Consider the following 20,229-nt stretch of genomic DNA (forward strand, 5'->3'; position numbering starts at 1 on the left):
TCGGCCCCTTTCCTGCTGCTGGACAGTTCGTTGATCGCACACGCTTCCCGCTCGTTGAGCATTATCGGTGCCGGCCTCGCCGGGTCCCTGCTGGCCATCCTGCTGTCACGGCAGGGCTGGCGCATCACCCTGTACGAACGCCGCGGTGATCCGCGCGTGGCCGACTACGAGAGCGGCCGCTCGATCAACCTGGCGTTGGCCGAGCGCGGGCGCAATGCACTGCGCCAGGCCGGCGTGGAAGACGAAGTGATGGCGCGCGCGGTGATGATGCGCGGCCGCATGGTGCACCCGCGCGACGGCGCGCCGCAGCTGCAACGCTACGGCCGCGACGACAGCGAGGTGATCTGGTCGATCCACCGCCGTGACCTGAACACCACGCTGCTGGAGCTGGCCGAACGGGCCGGCGCCACCGTGCACTTCCACCGCCGCCTGCACACCGTTGATTTCGATGCTGGCCATGCGCGCTTCATCGATGATCGCGACGACAGTCCGCACGACATCCACTTCGATACCCTGATCGGTGCCGACGGCGCAGGGTCGGCGCTGCGCGCGGCGATGAACCGGCGCGCGCCGCTGGGCGAGGACATCGCCTTCCTCGACCACTCCTACAAGGAGCTGGAGATCCCGCCGGCCGCCGACGGTGGCTTCCGCATCGAGCGCAACGCACTGCATATCTGGCCCCGTGGCCACTACATGTGCATCGCCCTGCCCAACCACGAAGGCACCTTCACCGTCACCCTGTTCCTGCCCAACCAGGGCGATCCCAGCTTCGCGACGGTCAATACCGGTGCGCAGGCCGAGGCGTTGTTCGCGCGCGAATTCGCCGATGCGCTGCCGCTGATCCCCAACCTGCGCGCCGACTGGGAGCAACACCCGCCGGGCCTGCTTGGCACGCTCACCCTGGAGCGCTGGCACCAGCAGGGGCGCGCCGTGCTGATCGGCGATGCCGCCCACGCGATGGTGCCGTTCCACGGCCAGGGCATGAACTGCGCGTTCGAGGACTGCGTCGCACTGGCCCGCCACCTGATGGACGCGGATGACCTGCAAGGTGCGTTCGCCGCGTTCGAAGCCGAGCGCAAGCCGAATGCACGTGCCATCCAGCAGATGGCGCTGGAAAATTACCTGGAGATGCGCGACCGCGTCGCCGATCCCGCATTCCTGCTGCAGCGCGAACTGGAGCAGGAACTGCAGCGGCGCTGGCCGACCCGCTTCGTGCCGCACTACACGATGGTCACCTTCCTGCACACGCCGTACGCCGAGGCGCTGCGCCGCACCGAACTGCAACGCGACATGCTGGTGGCCGCCACCACCGGCCATGATTCACTGGACAACATCGACTGGGCCGCGCTGGAAGCGCAGATCCACGCGCAGCTGCCGGTCCTGGAGGGCGCGCACTGATGGCCGACAGCTTCCTGTTCTACGACCTGGAAACCTTCGGCCAGGACCCGCGGCGCACGCGCATCTCGCAGTACGCCGCCATCCGCACCGACGCCGATCTCAACGAGATCGACACGCCGGTCAGCTTCTTCGTGCGGCCGGCCGATGACCTGCTGCCCTCGCCGATGGCCACCCTGGTCACCGGCATCACCCCGCAACAGGCGCTGGCCGAGGGCATCAGCGAGGCTGAGGCCTTCGACCGCATCAACGAACAGCTGTCGCGCCCCGGCACCTGCGCACTGGGTTACAACACGCTGCGGTTCGACGATGAGTTCGTCCGCTACGGCCTGTTCCGCAATTTCCACGACCCGTACGAACGCGAGTGGCGCAACGGCAATTCGCGCTGGGACCTGCTGGACATGCTGCGGCTGATGCGGGCGATGCGGCCCGAGGGCATCCAGTGGCCGCTGCGCGAGGACGGCGCGACGTCGTTCAAGCTCGAACACCTGGCCGAAGCCAACAACGTTCGCGAAGGCGATGCGCACGAGGCGCTGTCGGACGTGCGCGCGACCATCGGCATGGCGCGGTTGTTCAAGCAGTCACAGCCACGGCTGTGGGACTACGCACTGAAGCTGCGCGACAAGCGCTTCGTCGGCGGCCTGCTGGACGTGGCCGCGATGAAGCCGGTGCTGCATGTTTCCATGCGCTATCCCGCCAGCCGCCTGTGCGCGGCGCCGGTGCTGCCGCTGGCCGTGCACCCGACCATCAACAACCGGGTGATCGTGTTCGACCTGGACGGTGACATCGACGATCTGCTGGCACTGCCGGCCGAGGTGATCGCGCAGCGCCTGTACCTGCGCGCCAGCGAGCTGCCCGAGGGCGTCGCACGGGTGCCGCTGAAGGAGGTGCATCTGAACAAGGTGCCGGCGTTGATCGCCTGGAACCACCTGCGCGCCGATGACCACGCGCGCCTCGGCCTGGACGTGGCCGCGATCGAGGCCAAGGTGGAACGGCTGCGCGCGTTTGCGCCGCAACTGGCCGAGAAGGCCCGCCAGGTCTACAACCAGCCCCGCGCCGCCACCGTGGCCGACGTTGACGCCTCGCTGTACGACGGTTTCCTCGGCAACGGCGACAAGCCGCTGCTTGCCCTCGCCCGCACCACCGCGCCGGAGCAGCTGGCCGCGCTGGAGGGCCGCTTCCGCGACCCGCGCCTGCCGGAACTGCTGTTCCGCTACCGCGCGCGCAACCATCCCGGCAGCCTCGCGCCGGCTGAACGCCAGCGCTGGCAGGATTACCGCCGCCAGCGCCTGCTCGGCGACGGCGGGCTGGGCGAACTCAACCTGCCCCAGTACCGGCAGCAGCTCGATGCATTGGCCGCCGAAGCGCCCGACGATGCGCGGCGCCAGGCCCTGCTGCAATCGCTGCGCGACTGGGGCCAGCACCTGCAGGAGACACTGTGAGCACCTACTTCTCGGACGCCAGTTTCAGGTTCCTGCGCAGCCTGGCGCGGCACAACGACAAGGCCTGGTTCAACGACCACCGCCAGCAGTATGAAGACCACGTACGGCAGCCGTTCCTGCGCCTGCTGGGCGACCTGCAGCCGGCCCTGGCCGAGGTCAGCGAACACTTCCGTGCCGATACCCGCGGCGTCGGCGGCTCGCTGTTCCGCATCCATCGCGACGCGCGCTTCTCCAACGACAAGTCGCCGTACAAGACCTGGCAGGGGGCACGCCTGTTCCATGAGCGCCGCCGCGAGGTGGCCGCGCCGTCGTTCTACGTGCACCTGCAGCCGGGCGAGAGCTTCGTCGGTGCCGGCCTGTGGCATCCAGAGCCGGAAACGCAGCGCCGCGTGCGCCACTTCATCCTCGACAACCCGGGCAGCTGGAAGGCCGCCGCGCATGCACCGGCCCTGCGCAAGCGCTTCGACTTCGAGGAGAGCGAGAAGCTGGTGCGTCCGCCGCGTGGTTTCCCCGCCGACTTCGAGTTCATCGACGACCTCAAGCACCGCAACTGGGTGATGTGGCGCTCGCTGGACGACGCCACCATGACCGGCCCACGCCTGCTGTCCACGCTGGGCAAGGACCTGGCCGCGCTCGGTCCGTTCGTCGATTACCTGTGCGCCGCGCTGGATCTGGAGTTCTGATGTCGCAGGATCTTCCGCTGGCCCGCCAGCGGCGCGTGCTCGGCCGCACCGGCCTGGCCGTTTCACCGATCGGCCTGGGCTGCTCCGGCTTCTGGGGCCATCGCCGCTTCCCGGAGCATGAGGCGGCCGCCGTGGTCGAACATGCGCTCGCCCACGGCGTGAATCTGCTCGATACGGGTCACAACTATTCCGGCTTCCATGCCGAGCCGCGCCTGGGCCGCATCCTGCGCCCGTTGCTGAAGCAGTACCCGCGCGACGCGCTGGTGATCTCCAGCAAGGGCGGCACGCTGACCGGCCAGGCCGGCATCAGCGGTGCCGAGCAGCGCAACTTCTCGCCCGCGGCCATCACCGCCAGCTGCGAGGCGTCGCTGCGCAACCTCGGCCTGGATCACCTGGACATCTACCAGCTGCATGGCGCCAGCGAGCACGACATCAACGACGATCTGCTGGCCGCGCTGCAGCGCCTGCGCGAGCGCGGGTTGATCCGGCACACCGGCATCAACACCCACTCGGCCTCGACCCTGCGCTGGATGATCGCCCATCCCGGCGCCTTCGATGTGGTGCTGCTGGACTACAACGCCCTGCAGCAGGACCGCGAACCGCTGATCGACCAGTTGCAGGCGGTGGGCATCGGCGTGCTGGCCGGGACCGTGCTGGCGCAGGGCCACCTGCTGCCCGCACGCCCGCGCCTGCCACGGCTGGCCGATGGCTGGTACCTGGCGCGCGCCTGGCTGAAGCCCAGCAGCCGCCAGCTGATGCGCAGTGCCCGCCAGATGCGCCGGGCAGTGGCCGCGATCCGCAGCCAGCGTCCGGCGCAGACCGCCTTCGCCTATGCATTGGGGCATCCCGGCGTGGCCAGCGGCATCCTCGGCACCACCCGCATCGGCAGCCTGGACGAGGTGCTGGCAACACGCGTGGAGGCGCTGAGCCCGACCGAGCGCCGACAGCTGGTGGAGGCCTTCGGCGACGGACAGGGTTCGCCCAGTCAGTAAGTCTTCACCCGGTACTGCCGCGGTTGCGGCAGTCTGGTCGCCATGAAGAAACTCTCCGCGCTTGTGGTGCTGCTGGTCTTGGCCTTGGTGGCCTGGTGGTTCGGCGGCCCGTACCTGACGGTCAACGGCCTGTCCAAGGCCATCGAGCAGCGCGACACCGCGCGCCTGGAACGTTACGTCGACTTCCCGCGCGTGCGCAGCAGCCTGCGCGCGCAGCTCAATGACTACCTGGTGCGCCAGGCCGGCCCCGAGGTGGCGGCCAGCCCGTTCGGCGCCCTGCTCTACGGCCTGGGTGATCAGCTCGGTGGCGCTGCGGTGGACACCCTGGTGACCCCGACCGGGATCGGCGCGATGCTGCAGGGCCACGTGTTGTGGAAGCGCGGCCGCAATGAGCTGCAGGGCGGCGATGCGTTCGGCCCGACCGAGCCGGCACAGCCCCTGAAGCAGGCCGAACACCATTTCGAGTCATTCGACCGCTTCGTGATCGATGTCGATCGCGGCCCCGGCCAGCCGCCGTTGAAGGTGGTGCTGGAGCCGCAGGGCCTGCGCTGGAAGGTGGTGGACCTGCAGCTGGGGCTGTCCGCCAGCCCCTGACCGGACCCGTGGACTGACGGCAATGCCGACCAGGGTCGGCAACGACAGCCCCTAGCCCTCGTTGGCGACGCCGTGCGGCACGTGGCCGGCGGCCACATGCTCGCGGGCGCTGTCGATGTTGTGCTGCGAATCATCGAAGAAGATGTCGGCACCGAACGCCTGCAGGAACGGCCCCTTGTGGCGGCCGCCGAGGAACAGCGCTTCGTCCAGTCGCACGCCCCACTCGCGCAGCGTGCGGATCACCCGTTCATGCGCCGGCGCCGAACGTGCGGTCACCAGCGCGGTGCGGATCGGTGCGCTCTCGCCGGCCGGGAACACTTCCTGCAGCGTATGCAGGGCCGACAGGAAGCCCCGGAACGGGCCGCCGCTGAGCGGTTCGCGGGCCCGTTCGCGCTCGTGCCGGCCGAACGCTTCAACGCCCTGCTCGCGCGAAATGCGCTCACTCTCGTCGCCGAAGATCACCGCATCACCGTCGAAGGCGATGCGCAGCTGGCCGGCCGGGCGACCGATGTCGATCTGGTCGGCTGCTGCGGCCGCGGTCTCGCCCGGCGGCTTGGGCAGGATGGTCGCCGCTGCGATGCCATGGCGCAGCGCGCTGCGCACCGATTCCGGGTTGGCCGACAGGAACAGATCGGTGCCGAACGGCTTCACGTAGGGCCAGGTCGGCTCGCCGGCGGTGAAGGTCGCGCGGATGATGCCCAGGCCGTAGTGCTGGATCGAGTTGAAGATGCGCAGGCCGGTGTCGGCCGAGTTGCGCGACAGCAGGATCACCTCGACCCGGGGATTCTCCGGGCTGGCGCCCTGGTTCAGCGCCAGCAGCTTGCGCACCACCGGGAAGGCCACGCCGGGGCCGAGGATGTCGTCCTCGTGCTGGCGCTGGAACTCGGCGTAGGCCGCCACGCCATCGCTCTCGAACAGCGCGTGGCTTTCTTCGAGGTCGAACAGCGCGCGCGAGGTCACCGCGACGGTCAGCAAACGGGGGGAGTTGTCGCCCATCGGTGGGGGTCCTTCAAGCGGTCGGCACGGCCGGCCGCCTATTGTCCTCAAAAAACGAACTGTTCGCTCAGGATCCGGTCTTCCAGGTTGTGCTCCGGGTCGAACAGCAGGGTCACGCGGCGGTCCCTGGACTCGCGGATGGTCACCTCCACCACGTCGCGGGTCTCGTGCGAATCAGCGGTGACACTGACCGGACGCTTGTAGGGATCGAGCACGCGGAAGCGCACCTCGGTATCCGCCTTCAGGATCGCCCCGCGCCAACGCCGCGGGCGATAGGGCGCCAACGGCGTCAGCGCGATGGTGTGCGAGCCCAGCGGCAGTACCGGGCCATGCGCGGAGTAGTTGTACGCGGTGCTGCCGGCCGGGGTGGCCACCAGCACGCCATCGCCGATCAGTTCGGCGACGCGCTCCTGGCCGTTGAGGTCGATACCGATATGCGCAGCCTGGCGGGTCTGGCGCAGCAGCGAGACATCGTTGTAGGCCAGTGAACCGGTGCTGGTGCCCGATTCGGTCAGCGCCACCATTTCCAGCGGGCGCAGGTTGGCCGGTTCGGCGCGCGCAATGCGGGCCTGCACGTCGTCGTCGCCACGATACTGGTTCATCAGGAAGCCGACGGTACCCAGCTTCATGCCGAAAACCGGCTTGCCCAGGTGCCCGTGCCGATGCAGGGTCTGCAGCATGAAGCCGTCGCCGCCCAGCGGGCACAGCACGTCGGCCTGCTCCGGGGTGTGATCGCCATAACGCGAAATCATCGCCGCGCGGGCCATCTGCGCAGGTTCGGTGGTGCTGGCCAGGAAAGCGATGCGGGGGGTGTCGCTCATCGGTGGATCCGGGTGGGGTGTGCCAGCAAGAGCATACCCGGTAGTGCCGGCCGCTGGCCGGCAACAGCAGCCGGTTGCGGTTCATGCGATTGCCGGCCAGCGGCCGGCACTACCCGGCAATGCAGAACGGCCCCGCTTTCGCGGGGCCGTTCCGGTTCACGCATGCCAGGCATGGCCTGGCACTACTTCACTTACGCACCATGCGCGGCCAGCTGGCCCAGGCGCTGCACCGCGACCGAGACGGTCGGGTAGTCCAGGGTCTTCTGCTCGGCCAGTTCGGCCAGCATCGCCAGGGTGAAGCGCAGGCTGTTGTCATCGCGACCCATCCAGGCCGCCACCTTGGCTTCGGCGCTGCCACCCTTGGTGCCCAGCACCTGGCCTGCCAGGTTGCGGTGGTTGGCCGCCAGTTCGTCACGCAGCACGCCACGTGCCACCGCATGCCAACGGCCGTTGACCTCCAGCGCGTCGACCTGCTCGAACAGCCACGGCAGCTGCAGGGCATCGCCCAGGCGGAAGTGGACCTTGGACACGTCAACCGGCTTCAGCTTGCGGGTACGGGCCAGCTCGATGATGTCGAACGCCGGCTCCAGGAAGTGCAGTTCGGCCAGCTGCTGCGCCAGCGCGGACGGCAGGCCCTTTTCCTTCCACTCGGCCACCAGGGCTTCGTAGGTCGGACGCTGCGAATCCGGCAGCACGCCCGAAGCAACGCGGATGTCGTTGAACGGACCCTGGTAGCGGTTGACCGCCTCGGTGATGCCCGGCATCGCGCCCGGGCGCGACAGCAGCCAGCGCACGAACGAACGCTGCAGCTTCCAGATCACTTCCAGTGCGTCGATCTGCACCGACTCCGGCACCTTGCCGTCGAGCGCGTCGATCTGCGCCCACAGTGCACGTGCATCCAGCGTTTCGCGGCTGATGGTGTAGGCCTTGGCAACCTCGGCGATGGAACGGCCGGTGTCTTCCTGCATGCGCATCAGGAAGGTGGCGCCCATGCGGTTGATGGTCTGGTTGGTCACGGCCGTGGCGATGATTTCGCGCTTCAGGCGGTGACGCTCCATCGCGTCGGCGTACTTCTTCTGCAGCGGGGTCGGGAAGTAGCGCTGCAGCTCCTTGGACAGGTACGGATCTTCCGGAATGTCCGAATCCAGCAGCTGGTTGAACGCCACCAGCTTGGAGTAGGACAGCAGCACCGACAGCTCCGGACGGGTCAGGCCCTGGCCGCGTGCCTTGCGCTGCGACAGCTCGGCATCGGACGGCAGGAACTCGATCTGGCGGTCGAGCAGGCCCTGCTGTTCCAGGGTGCGGATGAAGTGCTGCTTGGACCCCAGGCGCTTGACCGCCATCCGCTCCATCAGGCTCAGCGCCTGGTTCTGGCGGTAGTTGTCGTTGAGCACCAGCTCGGCGACCTCGTCGGTCATCGACGCCAGCAGCTTGTTGCGCTGCTCGACGGTCAGCTTCTTGGCCCGCACCACATCGTTGAGCAGAATCTTGATGTTGACTTCGTGGTCGGAGGTATCGACGCCGGCCGAGTTGTCGATGAAGTCGGTGTTGAGCAGCACGCCGGCCTGGGCAGCCTCGATGCGGCCCAGCTGGGTCATGCCCAGGTTGCCGCCCTCGCCCACCACCTTGCAGCGCAGCTCGCCACCGTTCACGCGCAGCGCGTTGTTGGCGCGGTCGCCGACATCGCTGTGCTGCTCGCTGGCGGCCTTGACGTAGGTACCGATGCCGCCATTCCACAACAGGTCGACCGGAGCCTTCAGGATCGCGCTCATCAGATCGTTCGGCGACAGCGCCTTGACGTTCTCGTCCAGGCCCAGCGCTTCGCGCACCTGCGGGGTGATCTCGATCGACTTGAGGCTGCGCGGGTACACGCCGCCGCCCTTGCTGATCAGCTTGGTGTCGTAATCAGCCCAGCTGGAACGCGGCAGGGTGAACAGGCGTTCGCGCTCGACGAACGACGTGGCCGCGTCCGGGTTCGGGTCCAGGAAGATATGGCGGTGGTCGAATGCAGCCACCAGGCGGATGTGGCGCGACAGCAGCATGCCGTTGCCGAACACGTCGCCCGACATGTCGCCGACGCCGACTGCGGTGAAGTCCTGGCTCTGGCTGTCACGGCCCAGGGCGCGGAAGTGGCGCTTGACCGATTCCCACGCGCCGCGCGCGGTGATGCCCATGCCCTTGTGGTCGTAGCCCACCGAGCCACCCGAGGCGAACGCATCGCCCATCCAGAAGCCGTGCGCGATGGCCAGGCCGTTGGCGATGTCGGAGAAGGTCGCGGTGCCCTTGTCGGCCGCCACCACCAGGTACGGATCGTCCATGTCGTGGCGCACGACATCCACCGGCGGCACGATCTTGTTGTTGACGATGTTGTCGGTGATGTCCAGCAGGCCCTGGATGAACAGCTTGTAGCAGGCCACGCCGTTGGCGAAGATCGCATCACGGTCGCCGTTCACCGGCGGGGTCTTGGCGAAGAAGCCGCCCTTCGCGCCGACCGGCACGATGACGGTGTTCTTGACCATCTGTGCCTTGACCAGGCCCAGCACTTCGGTACGGAAGTCCTCACGACGGTCCGACCAGCGCAGGCCGCCACGGGCGACCGCGCCGAAGCGCAGGTGGGTACCTTCCACGCGCGGGCCGTAGACGAAGATCTCGCGGTACGGGCGCGGCTTCGGCAGGTCCGGCACCAGCGCCGAATCGAACTTGAAGCTGATGACATGGCCGTGCTGGCCGTTGGCATCGGTCTGGTAGTAGCTGGTACGCAGGGTCGCGTCGATCACGCCCATGAACGAGCGCAGGATGCGGTCCTCGTCCAGGCTGGACACGCGGTCCATCAGCTTCAGCAGCGCATCGCGCGCGGCCTGCATCTGCGCGCCGCGGTCACCCTTGCGGGCATCGACCACGCTCTTGAGCACCTTCAGCGTGGCGTCGTCGCCAGCAGCCAGCACATCGAAGTGGGCCTTCAACTGGGCCTGGCCGGCGGCGATGTCATCCTTGCTCTCGTGGCCGGTGGCCGGATCGAAGCGGGCTTCGAACAGTTCCACCAGCAGGCGTGCCAGCAGCGGGTAGCGCGCGAAGGTGCCTTCCACGTACGCCTGCGAGAACGGCACGCCGGTCTGCAGCAGGTACTTGCAGTAGCCACGCAGCATGGCGACCTGGCGCCAGTGCAGGCCGGCAGCCAGCACCAGCCGGTTGAAACCGTCGTTCTCGGCGTCGCCATGCCAGACGCGGGCGAAGGTCTCGCCGAAAGCCTCGTCGACGCTGGCGGCATCGATCGCGCCGGCGGTCGACTCGACCTCGAAGTCCTGCACGTACACCGGGGCGTTGTCGACCGTCAGGCGGTACGGGCGCTCGGCGATCACGCGCAGGCCCATGTTCTCCATCATCGGCAGCGCGTCCGACAGCGGAATGTCGTCCAGCTGGCGGTACAGCTTCAGGCGCAGGCCATCCCCGCCTTCGCGCGGCACGGCCTGCAGGCTCAGGCGCAGGTCGTCCGGGCCGGTCAGGGCATCGAGCTGGCTGACATCGTTGGCGGCAACCGCGGTGCTGTTGTCTTCGATGTAGCCGGCCGGCAGTGCCTTGCCGATGCGGGCGGCGATGCGCAGGCCTTCGGTCTCGCCGTGGCGGGCCACCAGCGCTTCGCGCAGGTCGTCCTGCCAGTTGCGCAGCACCTGGGCCAGCTTCTGCTCCAGGTCGGCGGTATCGACGTCGAGCATCTCACCCGGCTTCGGGCGCACGATCAGGTGCACCTGCGCCAGCGGCGATTCGCCCAGCACCACCGAGCTGTCGACGTACTCACCGTGCAGTGCGTCCTTCAGCATCGCTTCGATGCGCAGGCGCACGTCGGTGTTGAAGCGCTCGCGCGGCAGGTAGACCAGCGCGGAGATGAAACGGCTGTACTTGTCGCGGCGCAGGAACAGGCGGCTGCGCACGCGCTCCTGCAGGCCCAGCACGCCCATCGCGGTGCGGAACAGTTCGTCCTCGCTGGACTGGAACAGCTCTTCGCGCGGCAGGGTTTCCAGGATGTGGCGCAGGGCCTTGCCGCTGTGGCTGGCCGGGGCCAGGCCCGACTGCTTCATCACGTGCTCGTGGCGCTGGCGCACCAGCGGGATTTCCCACGGGCGGCGGTTGTAGGCGCTGGAGGTGAACAGGCCGAGGAAGCGCTGCTCGCCGATGATCTTGCCCTTGGCGTCGAATTCCAGCACGCCGATGTAGTCCATGTAACCGGCGCGGTGCACGCGCGAACGGGCGTTGGTCTTGGTCAGGATCAGCGCGTCCTTCAACCCGGACGTGGTGTTCAGGCCCTGCGCGGCCAGGGTCTTGACCGGACGGGCGGCGGACTTGTCCTTGCCGCGCATCAGGCCCAGGCCGGTGTCGTTCAGCGGCGCCAGCACCTCTTCCTTGCCCTGCTTCTCGACGCGGTACTCGCGGTAGCCGAAGAAGGTGAAGTGGTTGTCGGCAGCCCAGCGCAGGAACTCCTGCGCCTCCTTGCGCGACGCCGCGTCGACCGGCAGCTGGCGGCTGCCCAGGTCGTCGGCCAGCGCCAGCGCCTTGTCCTTCATCGGCTGCCAGTCGCGCACGATCGCACGTACTTCGTCCAGCGCCTTGTTGATGGCCTGTTCGATGGCGGCCATGGCGTCGGCCGGCTGACGGTCGATCTCCAGCAGCATCACCGACTCGGCATCGCCCTCGCCGACCTTGACCAGCTTGCCGGCCTTGTCGCGGGTGAAGCGCAGCACCGGGTGGCCCAGCACGTGGACGCCCACGCCCTGCTCGGCCAGCGACATGGTGACCGTATCGACGAGGAACGGCATGTCATCGTTGACGATCTGCAGCACCGTGTGCGGCGATTCCCAACCGTTGGCCTTCGCGGTCGGATTGAACACGCGGACGTTGGCCTTGCCGGCCTTGCGGGCACGGGCGAATTCCAGCGTCTCAGCCGCGAGAGCGGCCCACTCTTCAGCGCTGTGGTGCGGGAACTCGTCCGACTCCATGCGCTTGTAGAAGTCAGTGGCAAAGGCCACTGCTTCGGCCTGTGCGGCCGCGGGGTAGCGCTTGCGCAAGGCCGTGTACACCGGCTCCAGGGAGAAACCAGCGGTCACTGCGACCTCCGACTCTGCTGGTTTCGTCTTGTTTTTCACGGTCTTGGCTGCGGTTTTTTGCGGTTTCATGGCAGAGCGATGCGCTTGCTCAGTTGGGAAAATGAAATTGTAGCCCTACGGCGCGAAAAGGCCTTGCTGCAGGACGGAATAAGCAGATTCGGGTTTGCTGCGGTTTAGACGCCTATTCAGTTCGCACCGGTATGGGCGTGGCGACCATTTCGGCACTGCCGGCAGGATCGGCAAAACGTGTTACCGGAAGACACACGCGGCGACGCGGATTGCATTCCACAATCCTGAACTGGACGGTATAGTCCACCGCGTGAACCCGGCCTACCTCCCCGTTGCCCTCGACGCGCGTGACCAGCGCGTGTTCGATGCCGTGCGCGACCTGCTCGCCCGGCAGGGCATGCAGATGAGCATGGAGGCGGTCGCCCAGCAGGCCGGCTGTTCCAAGCAGACCCTGTATTCGCGCTATGGCAGCAAGCAGGAACTGCTGCGCCGGGTGATGCAGCGCCATGTCGGCCACGCCACCGGGGCCATGCTTCGTGCACTCCGCGGTGACGACCTGCGTGCCAGCCTGCTCCAGTTCGCCACCGACTTCCTGGAGCATTTCAACCAACCGCACGTGGGCCAGGCCTGCCGGCTGATCGCCGCCGAGGCGTCCCAGTTTCCCGAAGAGGCGCGTACGCTTTACCGGCACGGTGCCGGCGCGCTGACGCTTCATCTTGCTGAATGGATTGAAACCGTTTGCATGCAAGGCCAGCTCCGGCATGACGACCCGCACTTCATGGCCGAACTGCTGCTGAGCATGATCGCCGGTCAGGATTTCGACAAACAGCGCTTCCATACGCCCCATCGTGATGACGCACTGCTGCGTCGGCGCTGGGCAGAGTTCTCCGTCGACAGCTTCCTGCGCGCGTTCGCGCCACAGCCGTCGCCGGCCCCGTCTACAAACCAACCCCGGAGTTCCTCCTGATGACCGCCCCACTCCGCACCCTTGCCCTGACGTGCGCCGTTGCTGTCGCGCTGGCTGCCTGCAAGAAGCCGGAACAGCAGACGCCCCCGCCGCCGGAGGTGGGCGTGATCGACGCCAAGCCGCAGACCCTGCCCCTGCAGCGTGAGCTGGTCGGCCGCCTGTCGCCGTTCCGCAGCGCCGACGTGCGCGCGCGCGTGCCGGGCGTGCTGCTCAAGCGCGTCTACCAGGAAGGCTCGCAGGTCAAGCAGGGCCAGACCCTGTTCCTGATCGACCCGGCGCCGCTGCGTGCTTCGCTCAACGCCTCCGAGGCCCAGCTGGCCTCGGCCCGCGCCACCTACGCCAACGCCAAGGTCGCCGCCGATCGCGCGCGCTCGCTGGCCCCGCAGCAGTTCGTCTCCAAGTCCGACCTGGACAACGCTGAATCGGCCGAGCGCACCGCCCTGGCCGCCGTCAAGCAGGCCGAAGCGGCAGTGACCTCCTCGCGGATCAACCTGGGCTACGCCGAAGTGACCGCGCCGATCAGTGGCGTGGCCAACAAGCAGCAGGTCACCGAGGGCGCGCTGGTCGGCCAGGGCGATGTGACCCTGCTGACCACCGTCGACCAGCTCGACCCGCTGTATGTGAACTTCTCGCTCAGCGTGGATGAGCTGACCCAGCTGCGTGCGCAGCAGGCCAAGGGCGCGCTGGCGCTGTCCGGCGACGGCAAGGCCACGGTGGCCGTGAAGCTGGCCGATGGCAGCACCTACAGCGAGCCGGGCACGCTGGACTTCTCTTCGACCACGGTCGATCCGGCCACCGGCGCGGTGTCGCTGCGTGCGCTGCTGCCGAACCCGCAGCAGATCCTGCTGCCGGGTGCCTTCGTCAGCTTCCAGGCCAACCTGGGCGAGCGCAACAACGCCTATCTGGTGCCGCAGCAGGCCCTGCTGCGTGATACCAACGGCGGCTACGTGATGGTGGTCGGCGCCGACGGCAAGGTCGTGCGCAAGAACGTGAAGACCGATGGCGCGCAGAACGGCAACTGGCTGGTCAGCGACGGCCTGGCCGCCGGTGACAAGGTGATCGTGGCCGGCGTGCAGAAGGTCAAGGAAGGTGCACCGGCCGTGGCCAAGCCGTGGACCCCGGGGCAGGACGCCAGCGGCAAGCCGGCCGCAGGCGGCGCTGCACCGGCCGCGGCTGCGGCAGCGCCGGCCGCGGGCCAGGCACCGGCCGACGCGGCCAAGCCCGAGCAGGCCGATGCGGCCAAGCCGGCCGCCACCGATTCGAACAAGCAGTAACGGGAACCTTCCGTCATGCCTAAATTTTTCATCGAGCATCCAGTCTTCGCCTGGGTGGTAGCGATCCTGATCTCGCTCAGCGGCGTGATCGCGATCCTCAACCTGGGCGTGGAGTCCTATCCCAACATCGCCCCGCCGCAGGTCACCGTCTCGGCGACCTACCCGGGCGCCAGCGCCGATACCACGGAAAAGTCGGTCACCCAGGTGATCGAGCAGCAGCTGACCGGCATCGATCATCTGCTGTACTTCAGCTCCTCGTCCGCCTCCAACGGACGTGCGCAGATCACCCTGACCTTCGAGACCGGTACCGATCCGGACATCGCCCAGGTGCAGGTGCAGAACAAGGTCTCGCTGGCCACGCCACGCCTGCCTTCGGAAGTCACCCAGCAGGGCGTGGTGGTGGCCAAGGCCAACGCCGGCTTCCTGATGGTGGTGGCGCTGCAGTCCGATACCCCGACCATCAACCGTGACGCGCTGAACGACATCGTCGGCTCGCGCGTGCTCGACCAGGTCTCGCGTATCCCCGGCGTCGGCAGCACCCAGCAGTTCGGTTCCGAGTACGCCATGAACATCTGGCTGAACCCGGAGAAGATGCAGGGCTATGGCCTGTCTGCCAGCCAGGTACTGGCCGCGGTACGTGCGCAGAACGTGCAGTTCGCCGCCGGTGCGCTGGGTTCGGACCCGTCGCCGGAAGGCCAGCATTTCACCGCCACGGTCTCGGCCGAAGGCCGCTTCAGCTCGCCGCAGGAATTCGAGAACATCATCCTGCGCGCCAACGCTGACGGCTCGCGCGTGCTGTTGAAGGACATCGCCCGCGTCGCCTTCGGTGCCAACAACTACGGCTTCGACACCCAGTACAACGGCAAGCCGACCGGCGCCTTCGCCATCCAGCTGCTGCCGGGCGCCAACGCCCTGAACGTGGCCGAAGCGGTGCGCGCCAAGATGGACGAGCTGCAGCCCAGCTTCCCGTCCGGGGTGACCTGGTTCTCGCCGTACGACAGCACCACGTTCGTCAAGATCTCGATCCAGGAAGTGGTCAAGACCCTGTTTGAAGCGGTCTTGCTGGTGTTCCTGGTGATGCTGATCTTCCTGCAGAACTTCCGCGCCACCCTGATCCCGACCCTGGTCATCCCCGTCGCCCTGCTCGGTACCTTCCTGGGCATGTGGATGATCGGCTTCACGATCAACCAGCTGACCCTGTTCGCGATGGTGCTGGCGATCGGCATCGTGGTCGACGACGCGATCGTGGTGATCGAGAACGTCGAACGCATCATGAGCGAGGAAGGGCTGGCGCCGAAGCCGGCCACGCAGAAGGCGATGACCCAGATCACCGGTGCGGTGGTGGCGATCACCGTCGTGCTGGCCGCGGTGTTCATTCCGTCCGCCCTGCAGGGCGGTGCCGCCGGCGAGATCTACAAGCAGTTCGCGCTGACCATCGCCATCTCGATGGCGTTCTCGGCGTTCCTGGCGCTGGGCTTCACCCCGGCGCTGTGCGCGACCTTCCTCAAGCCGACGCACAACGACAACCCGAACATCGTCTACCGCACCTTCAACAAGTACTACGACAAGATCAGCCACACCTACGTGGGGCACATCACCTCGGCGGTGCGCCATGCCCCGCGCTGGATGATCCTGTTCGTGGTGCTGACCGCGCTGTGCGGCTTCCTGTTCACCCGCATGCCGGGCAGCTTCCTGCCGGAAGAAGACCAGGGCTATGCGCTGGCGATCGTGCAGCTGCCCCCGGGCTCGACCAAGGGCCAGACCAACGAAGTGTTCGCGCAGATGCGCGGCATCCTGGAAAAGCAGGATGGCTATGAAGGCATGCTGCAGGTGGCCGGCTTCAGCTTCGTCGGTTCCGGCGAGAACGTGGGCATGGGCTTCATCCGCCTGAAGCCGTGGGAGGAACGCAAGTTCACCGCGCCGGAGTTCATCCAGAACATGAACGGCGCGTTCTACGGCATCAAGGAAGCGCAGATCTTCGTGGTCAACCTGCCTACCGTGCAGGGTCTTGGCCAGTTCGGCGGCTTCGACATGTGGCTGCAGGACCGCAGCGGTGCCGGCTACGAGCAGCTGACCCAGGCGCGCAACATCCTGCTGGGCAAGGCCGCGCAGAAGCCTGAAGCCCTGGTCGGCGTGCGTCCGAACGGGCTGGAGAACGCCCCGCAGCTGCAGCTGCACGTGGACCGCGTGCAGGCGCAGTCGATGGGCATGTCGGTGTCGGACGTGTACAGCACCATCCAGCTGATGCTGGCTCCGGTGTACGTCAATGACTTCTTCTACGAAGGCCGCATCAAGCGCGTGACCATGCAGGCCGATGGCCCGTACCGCACCGGCCAGGAGTCGCTGAAGAGCTTCTACAGCCCCTCCACCCTGACCCAGAACGCCGATGGCACCAATGCGATGATCCCGCTCAACACGGTGGTCAAGTCCGAATGGGTGTCGGCACCGCCGTCGCTGAGCCGCTACAACGGCTACTCGGCGATCAACATCGTCGGCTCGCAGGCCCCGGGCACCAGCTCGGGCGAAGCGATGCAGACCATGGAGAGCATCGTCAACGACGACCTGCCGGCCGGCTTCGGCTACGACTGGTCCGGCATGTCCTACCAGGAAATCCTGGCTGGCAATGCCGCCACGCTGCTGCTGGTGCTGTCGATCGTGGTGGTGTTCCTGTGCCTGGCCGCCCTGTATGAAAGCTGGTCGATCCCGGTGGCGGTGCTGCTGGTCGTGCCGCTGGGCGTGCTGGGTGCCCTCGGCCTGTCGATGCTGCGCGGCCTGCCCAACGATCTGTTCTTCAAGATCGGCCTGATCACCGTGATCGGCCTGGCGGCAAAGAACGCGATCCTGATCGTGGAGTTCGCGGTGGAGCAGCGCGCAGCGGGCAAGAACCTGCGCGATGCCACCATCGAGGCGGCCCGCCTGCGTTTCCGCCCGATCCTGATGACCTCGTTCGCGTTCATCATGGGCGTGATCCCGATGGCGATCTCCACCGGCGCCGGCGCCAACTCCCGCCACGCCATCGGTACCGGCGTGATCGGCGGCATGCTGTTCGCCACCCTGCTCGGCCTGCTGATGATCCCGGTGTTCTTCGTGGTTGTGCGTCGCATGCTGGGCGACAAGCTGGATGAACCGTCGAAGGAGTTCATGGAACGCCAGCGGGACGCCGAGTCCGCCCACCGCCCGGATCGTTGATCCGGCGGTGCGCTGAAACGAAAAGGCCCCGGAGCGATCCGGGGCCTTTTTTGTTGTCGCTGCTCTCGAATGCATGCCAACCTTGGTTGGCGCGCTTCGGGCAACGCCTCAGCGCAGCAGCGCGACCACCGCGCACACTGCCACCAGAACCAGCGCGGCCCACTGCATCGGCACGAAGAAGAAATGATGGGGCGCGACTTCACCCTTCTGCCGAGGTGCACGGTTGAGCCACAGGCCCAGCAGCACGTTCACCGCCGCGCCAATCCCGGCACCCAGCAACACCTGCGGGAGCGGGATGTTGCCCCTGGGGCCTGCGTGCGGGAAGAAATACGCCAGCAGCAGGATCGCTGCGATCGGCGTGACCAGTGTCAGGATTCCCCAACCACGATAGATCATCTGTGCAGACCGTATGGAAACGGCCTGCATTGGAACAGATCCGGCATCGTTCGGCCAAGACCACGGCGCATCCACGCGTGGCGCCGATCTACTGGCCGCGCCGCCATTGCAGCGGCGCGGCCGTTGCGTCTCAGCGCAGCCCGGTTTCGTTGCGGGCGATGACCAGTCGCTGGATTTCCGAGGTGCCTTCGTAGATCTCGGTGATCTTGGCATCACGGAAGTAACGCTCCAGCGGCATCTCCTTCGAGTACCCCATGCCGCCGTGGATCTGCACCGCCTGGTGGGTGATCCACATTGCCGCTTCCGAGGCGGTCAGCTTGGCCACGGCCGCTTCCGTGCTGAAGCGCTTGCCCTGGCCCTTCACCCATGCCGCACGCAGGGTCAGCAGCAGCGCTGCGTCCAGCTTGCACTTCATGTCGGCAATCTTGGCCTGGGTCATCTGGAAGGTACCGATCGGCGCCCCGAACGCCTTGCGCTCCTTCACGTAGTCCAAGGTCGCTTCATAGGCGGCACGGGCGATGCCGATGGCCTGCGAAGCGATACCGATGCGGCCGGCATCGAGCACGCCCATCGCGATCTTGAAGCCCTCGCCTTCCTGGCCCAGCACGTCTTCGGGCTGCGCCACGTAATCGTTGAACTCGATCTCGCAGGTGGCCGAGGCGCGGATGCCCAGCTTCGGCTCGGTCTTGCCGCGACCGAAACCGGCCTTGTCGGTATCGATGAGGAAGGCGGTGATGCCACGCGCCCCCTTGTCCGGCTCGCTCATCGCGAACAGCACGATGTACTTGGCCACCGGGCCGGAGGTGATCCAGCTCTTCTTGCCGTTGATGACGAAGGTGCCGTCGGCCTGCTTCACCGCGCGGCAACGCATGGCGGTAGCGTCAGAGCCGGACTGCGGCTCGGTCAGCGCGAACGCGCCGATGGCCGTGCCTTCGGCGATCGCACGCACATAGGTCTGCTTCTGCTGTTCGCTGCCATGGGTGAGGATGCCGTTGCAGAACAGCGAGTTGTTGACCGACATGATGGTCGAGTGGGCGGCGTCGGCGGCGGCGACCTCCACCATCGCCAGCACGTACGCAACCGGGTCCATGCCCGCACCGCCGTATTCGGTCGGCACTTCGATGCCCATCAGGCCGTTCTCGCCCAGCAGGCGGATGTTGTCCAGCGGGAACTCGCCGGTGCGGTCGTGATGCTCCGCGCTGGGGGCGATCTTCTCCTGCGCGATGCGCCGCGCCACGTCCTGCAGCATCAACTGCTCTTCGGTAAAGCTGAAATCCACAACACCCTCCCGGGTACATGAAGTTATGGGCCGCATACGGCGCGCCCAGGTGCCCCGATTGTACCGGGGCCCGGCTGTTTCCGTACGCTGCCGACTTGACCGCGGCAGGCCTTCTCGGCGAATATATCTCTATATCGCGATAGGTAGATATTTATGGATCTGGAAGACTGGTCGACCCGCCTGAAGGTGTTCGCCGATGCGACCCGCGTGCGCCTGCTGGCGCTGCTGGAGCAGGAGGAACTCACCGTGGCCGAACTGTCGGCGATCACCCGGCTCGCGCAGCCGCGCGTGTCCACCCACCTGGCGCGCCTGAAGGAAGCCGGCCTGGTCCGCGACCGCCGTGCCGGCGTGTCGGCCTACTACCGTTTCGACGAGGCCCAGCTGGACCCGGCGCAGCGCGCATTGTGGCATGCCCTGAGCAACGGAAGCGACGACCCGTTGCTGCGGCAGGACGCCGAGCGCGTTGCCGCCGTGCTGGCCCACCGCGCCTCGGACCAGAACTGGGCCGACAGCGTGGCCGGCGACATGGAGCGCCACTACTCGCCGGGCCGCACCTGGGAGGCCCTGGCGCGCACCGCGTTGCCGCTGCTGGAAACCGGCGACGTGCTGGACATCGCCTCCGGTGACGGCGTGCTGGCCGAACTGGTCGCCCCCCATGCCAAGCGCTACATCTGCATCGATACCAGCGCGCGCGTGGTCGCCGCCGCCAGCGAGCGCCTGCGCCGCCTGCCCAATGTGGAAGTGCGCGAAGGCGACATGCACGCGCTGCCGTTCAAGGACAGCAGCTTCGACCTGGTGGTGCTGATGCACGCGTTGACCTACGCCAGCAAGCCGGCGCAGGCGGTGACCGAAGCCGCGCGCGTGCTGCGCTCGGGTGGCCGCCTGCTGCTGTGCAGCCTGGCCCGCCACGAACACAAGGCCGCGGTGGAAGCCTACGGCCACGTCAACCTTGGCTTCAGCGACAAGGAACTGCGCAGGTTCGTCGACAAGGCCGGCCTGCAGGTGTCCAGCCTGGAGACGGTCACCCGCGAAAAGCGTCCGCCGCACTTCGAAGTGATTTCGCTGATCGCCAACAAGCCCTGAGCCCGAGACT

The 20,229-nt window shown here is 67.2% G+C and carries 14 protein-coding genes; 9 read left to right on the forward strand and 5 right to left on the reverse strand.

The features are described from left to right. The first annotated feature begins 30 nt into the window (after positions 1-30). The 5 genes from BLS66_RS00415 to BLS66_RS00435 are packed head-to-tail and all read left to right on the forward strand — an operon-like array spanning position 31 to position 5,106. Positions 31-1,398, forward strand: coding sequence for an FAD-dependent oxidoreductase (locus BLS66_RS00415; RefSeq protein ID WP_049465833.1), 1,368 nt, complete (start codon positions 31-33; stop codon positions 1,396-1,398). Then, a complete protein-coding gene (gene sbcB / locus BLS66_RS00420) occupies positions 1,398-2,837 on the forward strand; it encodes an exodeoxyribonuclease I (RefSeq protein ID WP_057493210.1) in 1,440 nt (479 codons plus the stop codon). Before BLS66_RS00415 ends, sbcB begins: the two co-directional genes overlap by 1 nt. Continuing rightward, positions 2,834-3,520 carry a DUF2461 domain-containing protein gene (locus BLS66_RS00425; protein ID WP_049408575.1) on the forward strand — a complete coding sequence of 229 codons (687 nt, stop codon included), beginning with the start codon at positions 2,834-2,836 and terminating at the stop codon, positions 3,518-3,520. Before sbcB ends, BLS66_RS00425 begins: the two co-directional genes overlap by 4 nt. Continuing rightward, a complete protein-coding gene (locus BLS66_RS00430) occupies positions 3,520-4,512 on the forward strand; it encodes an aldo/keto reductase (RefSeq protein ID WP_074724853.1) in 993 nt (330 codons plus the stop codon). The genes BLS66_RS00425 and BLS66_RS00430 overlap by 1 nt, the downstream gene beginning before the upstream one ends. A gap of 42 nt (positions 4,513-4,554) precedes the next feature. Beyond that, on the forward strand, positions 4,555-5,106 hold the full coding sequence (locus BLS66_RS00435; RefSeq protein ID WP_074724854.1) for a DUF2939 domain-containing protein: 552 nt from the start codon (positions 4,555-4,557) through the stop codon (positions 5,104-5,106). A 51-nt stretch (positions 5,107-5,157) separates the two neighbouring features. On the opposite strand, the gene BLS66_RS00440 is transcribed toward BLS66_RS00435, so the two are convergent. The 3 genes from BLS66_RS00440 to BLS66_RS00450 all read right to left on the reverse strand — a co-directional run bounded on the left by BLS66_RS00440 (position 5,158) and on the right by BLS66_RS00450 (position 12,091). Next, entirely contained in the window at positions 5,158-6,102 is a 945-nt protein-coding gene (locus BLS66_RS00440; RefSeq protein WP_019660382.1) for a 5'-nucleotidase, read from the reverse strand. Between the two features lie 47 nt (positions 6,103-6,149). Next, positions 6,150-6,923 carry an NAD kinase gene (locus tag BLS66_RS00445; RefSeq protein ID WP_049465824.1) on the reverse strand — a complete coding sequence of 258 codons (774 nt, stop codon included), beginning with the start codon at positions 6,921-6,923 and terminating at the stop codon, positions 6,150-6,152. A gap of 191 nt (positions 6,924-7,114) precedes the next feature. Then, positions 7,115-12,091 carry an NAD-glutamate dehydrogenase gene (locus BLS66_RS00450; protein WP_074724855.1) on the reverse strand — a complete coding sequence of 1,659 codons (4,977 nt, stop codon included), beginning with the start codon at positions 12,089-12,091 and terminating at the stop codon, positions 7,115-7,117. 250 nt (positions 12,092-12,341) lie between these two features. Between BLS66_RS00450 and BLS66_RS00455 the strand changes: the two genes are divergently transcribed. The 3 genes from BLS66_RS00455 to BLS66_RS00465 are packed head-to-tail and all read left to right on the forward strand — an operon-like array spanning position 12,342 to position 17,461. Further along, positions 12,342-12,998, forward strand: coding sequence for a TetR/AcrR family transcriptional regulator (locus BLS66_RS00455; protein ID WP_049465820.1), 657 nt, complete (start codon positions 12,342-12,344; stop codon positions 12,996-12,998). Continuing rightward, complete coding sequence (locus BLS66_RS00460; RefSeq protein ID WP_049465818.1) at positions 12,998-14,272, forward strand: efflux RND transporter periplasmic adaptor subunit; 1,275 nt, start codon at positions 12,998-13,000, stop codon at positions 14,270-14,272. Before BLS66_RS00455 ends, BLS66_RS00460 begins: the two co-directional genes overlap by 1 nt. Positions 14,273-14,287: 15 nt before the next feature. Then, entirely contained in the window at positions 14,288-17,461 is a 3,174-nt protein-coding gene (locus BLS66_RS00465) for a multidrug efflux RND transporter permease subunit (protein WP_053504758.1), read from the forward strand. A 108-nt stretch (positions 17,462-17,569) separates the two neighbouring features. On the opposite strand, the gene BLS66_RS00470 is transcribed toward BLS66_RS00465, so the two are convergent. After that, the gene (locus BLS66_RS00470; protein WP_074724856.1) at positions 17,570-17,857 is read right to left on the reverse strand and encodes a hypothetical protein; all 288 of its coding nucleotides are present in this window, start codon (positions 17,855-17,857) and stop codon (positions 17,570-17,572) included. A gap of 130 nt (positions 17,858-17,987) precedes the next feature. Beyond that, positions 17,988-19,136, reverse strand: a complete 1,149-nt coding sequence (locus BLS66_RS00475; protein WP_049465813.1) for an acyl-CoA dehydrogenase family protein — start codon at positions 19,134-19,136, stop codon at positions 17,988-17,990. A gap of 153 nt (positions 19,137-19,289) precedes the next feature. On the opposite strand from BLS66_RS00475, the gene BLS66_RS00480 reads away from it, so the two are divergent. Further along, positions 19,290-20,219, forward strand: a complete 930-nt coding sequence (locus BLS66_RS00480; RefSeq protein ID WP_074724857.1) for an ArsR/SmtB family transcription factor — start codon at positions 19,290-19,292, stop codon at positions 20,217-20,219. Positions 20,220-20,229 lie beyond the last annotated feature (10 nt).

It is taken from the genome of Stenotrophomonas pavanii (assembly GCF_900101175.1).
Classification (GTDB): Bacteria; Pseudomonadota; Gammaproteobacteria; order Xanthomonadales; family Xanthomonadaceae; genus Stenotrophomonas; species Stenotrophomonas pavanii.